General features: G+C 76.2%; 4 protein-coding genes. All 4 read left to right on the top strand.

All coding sequences use genetic code 11. The annotated features are described in order from the left end of the window. Positions 1-704, top strand: a 704-nt coding sequence (locus ACYVI6_RS18345; protein ID WP_460447739.1) for a cell division protein FtsQ/DivIB, incomplete at its 5' end; no start/stop codon positions are given. Between the two features lie 155 nt (positions 705-859). Next, entirely contained in the window at positions 860-2128 is a 1269-nt protein-coding gene (gene ftsZ / locus ACYVI6_RS18340) for a cell division protein FtsZ (RefSeq protein ID WP_460447738.1), read from the top strand. Positions 2129-2143: 15 nt separating this feature from the next. Next, positions 2144-2884, top strand: a complete 741-nt coding sequence (locus ACYVI6_RS18335; RefSeq protein ID WP_460447737.1) for a polyphenol oxidase family protein — start codon at positions 2144-2146, stop codon at positions 2882-2884. Then, the coding region (locus ACYVI6_RS18330) for an alanine racemase (RefSeq protein WP_460447736.1) at positions 2881-3387 on the top strand (507 nt) is incomplete at its 3' end. The genes ACYVI6_RS18335 and ACYVI6_RS18330, both read left to right, overlap by 4 nt.

Raw genomic sequence — 3387 nt, 5'->3', positions numbered from 1 at the left:
CTCGCGCCCGCGACGGCGCACGGCACGGGCGCCGTCCGCTGCTGGCGGGGCTGGCCGTCGTGGTCGTGCTGGCCGCGCTGGCCGCGCTCGTCTGGTGGGGCCCGCTGCTCGTCGTCCGCGAGGTCGAGGTCTCGTCCGACCCGGCGGGGCCCGCGCTGACCGCGGCCGAGCGCACGCAGGTGCTCGACGCCGCCCGCGCACCGACCGGGCGGCCGCTCGCCCAGGTGCCGACCGGCGACCTGGCCGACCGGGTGCGCGACGTGCCGTTCGTGGCCGGCGTCCGGGTGACCCGTGGCTGGCCCTCGACCCTGCAGGTGCTGGTCACCCACCGCGCGCCGGCGGCGGCGCTGCCGGCTTCCGGCGGCCGCTTCGAGCTGGTCGACGGCGCCGGCACCGCGTACGCCACGGTCGCGCGGGCGCCGAAGGGCGTGCCCGTCGTGCGCGTCGACCTCGTGCGGGCCGGTGCCCCGAGCCTGCAGGCGGCGCTCGCGGTGCTCGACGGGATGCCCGCGTCGCTGCGCTCGCAGGTCTCCGCGGTCAGCGCGCAGTCGCCGTCCGACGTGCGGTTGCGGGTGCGCGGCAAGCAGGTCGTGTGGGGGAGCGCCGACCGCACCCCCCGCAAGGCGCAGGTGCTCGAGGTGCTGATGCGCGCGAAGGCGTCGGTCTACGACGTGAGCTCGCCGGACACCCCCGTCACCCGCTGACGCGCCGCACGAAGGCGCGACACGCCGCCCCGGGTCGTTGGTCGAGGTCGAGGTGCCGCCTACCTTCGGTACATCGCACGAGGTTGACATAACTCTAACCCTCTAGATGAGGGTGAGACTCGACCGACACGCTCGGCATCCTGAGAGGCACTCACGTGGCAGCACCGCAGAACTACCTGGCCGTCATCAAGGTCGTCGGCATCGGCGGCGGTGGCGTGAACGCGATCAACCGCATGATCGACGTCGGGTTGAAGGGCGTGGAGTTCATCGCCATCAACACCGACGCGCAGGCCCTGCTCATGAGCGACGCCGACGTCAAGCTCGACGTCGGTCGCGAGCTGACCCGCGGGCTCGGCGCCGGCGCCGACCCGGAGGTGGGCAAGAAGGCCGCCGAGGACCACATGGAGGAGATCGAGGAGGTCCTCAAGGGGGCCGACATGGTCTTCGTCACCGCCGGCGAGGGCGGCGGCACCGGCACCGGCGGCGCGCCCGTCGTGGCCCGCATCGCCCGCTCGCTCGGCGCGCTCACCATCGGCGTCGTCACCCGCCCGTTCACCTTCGAGGGCCGCCGGCGCGCCACCAGCGCCGAGACCGGCATCGCCGCCCTGCGCGACGAGGTCGACACCCTCATCGTCATCCCCAACGACCGGCTGCTGTCGATCAGCGACCGGCAGGTCAGCATGCTCGACGCCTTCCGCAGCGCCGACCAGGTGCTGCTGTCCGGCGTCCAGGGCATCACCGACCTGATCACCACGCCCGGCCTGATCAACCTCGACTTCGCCGACGTCAAGAGCGTCATGCAGGGCGCCGGCTCGGCCCTCATGGGCATCGGCTCGGCTCGCGGCGAGGACCGCGCGGTGCAGGCCGCCGAGCTCGCCATCAGCAGCCCGCTGCTCGAGGCCAGCATCGACGGCGCGTACGGCGTGCTGCTGTCCATCCAGGGCGGCTCCGACCTCGGCCTCTTCGAGATCAACGAGGCGGCCCGGCTGGTGCAGGAGGCCGCTCACCCCGAGGCGAACATCATCTTCGGCGCGGTCATCGACGACGCGCTCGGCGACGAGGTGCGGGTCACCGTCATCGCGGCCGGGTTCGACGGCGGGTCGCCGACCAAGCGCCCCGACGACCGGGCCCTGGGGCAGGTCTCGGGCCGCGCCACGCTGCCGGCCGCCACCCCCGCCCAGCAGGCGTTCCAGCCGGCCGGGCAGCGGCCGTACACCAGCGGCGTCTCGCACGAGGAGGCACCGCAGCAGCCGCAGGCTCCGGCCCAGCAGCCGCAGCAGGCCCAGCCGCAGCAGCAGGCCCCGCAGCGCGAGGAGCCCATCGTCGTCCCCGACAGCCTCGAGCCGGTGCGTGCCGGCCGCGGCGGCCGCCCGTCGTTCGACGGCGGCGACGACGACCTCGACGTGCCGGACTTCCTGAAGTAGCGGCACGCTGGGGTGGTGCTCGCCTGGACCGAGACCCTCGACGGCGCGGCCGGCACCGTGCACCTGGCCGGCACCGACCGGTCGGGTGGCGGTGCCGGCCGCAGCGTCGGCCCGTGGGCCGGGCTGAACCTCGGCCCGCACGTCGGGGACGACCCGGCGGCGGTCGAGGCGAACGTCGCGGCCGTCGCGGCCGAGGCGGGCCTCGCGCCCGACCGGTTGCTGCGGGTGCGGCAGGTGCACGGCGCCGACGTCGTGCACGCGACCGGGCCGTGGCCGGGTGAGCCGCCCGAGGCGGACGCCGTCGTCACCGACCGTGCCGACCTCGGCCTGCTCGTGATGGTCGCCGACTGCGTGCCGGTGCTGCTCGCGGCGCCCGACGAGGGCCTGCTGGGGGTGGCGCACGCCGGTCGCCCCGGGCTGCGGGCGGCGCGGGTGCCCGCCACGGTGGCCGCGATGCGCGACCTCGGCGCCACCCGGCTCGAGGCCCGCCTCGGCCCGTCGGTGTGCCCGCGCTGCTACCCCGTGCCGGCCGCGATGCGCGACGACGTCGCGGCGATCGCCCCGGCCAGCCGCTCCGTGTCGTGGACCGGGGAGCCGGCGCTCGACGTCGGCGCCGGCGTGCTCGAGCAGCTGACGGCCGCCGGCGTGCAGGTGCGGCAGCGGCCCGGCTGCACCGTCGAGTCGCCCGACCTCTACAGCTACCGGCGCGACGGCGTCACCGGCCGGTTCGCCGGTCTGGTCTGGCGCACCACGTGACCGGCCCCGACGACGGCCCCGACCACGCCGACCCCCGGGCGGTCGAGCTGCGCGCGCGCCTGGACGCCGTCGAGGAGCGGGTGCGCGCTGCGTGCGCCGCCGCGGGGCGCGAGCGCTCCGACGTCCGGCTGATCGTGGTCACCAAGACCCATCCCGCCGCCGACGTGCGCCGGTTGGCCGGTCTCGGCGTCCGCGACGTGGGGGAGAACCGCGACCAGGAGGCCGCCGAGAAGGCCGCCGAGCTGGCCGGCGGCCCCGACCCCGTCGCCGGCCTGCGCTGGCACTTCGTGGGACAGCTGCAGCGCAACAAGGTCGCCTCGGTCGTCCGCTACGCGGCGGCGGTGCACTCGGTCGACCGGAGCCGGCTGGTGACGGCGCTGGCCGACGCCGTCGAGCGCGCCGACCGCGACCTCGACGTGCTGCTGCAGGTCGACCTGGGCGGCGGCGCGCAGCGGCCCGGCGCCCCCCGCGGCGGCGTCGACCCGGCCGACCTGCCGCCGGAC

The organism is Angustibacter aerolatus (genome assembly GCF_054776675.1).
The sequence above is the reverse complement of the archived record's forward strand: the minus strand, read 5'-3'. Positions and strand labels throughout refer to the sequence as shown.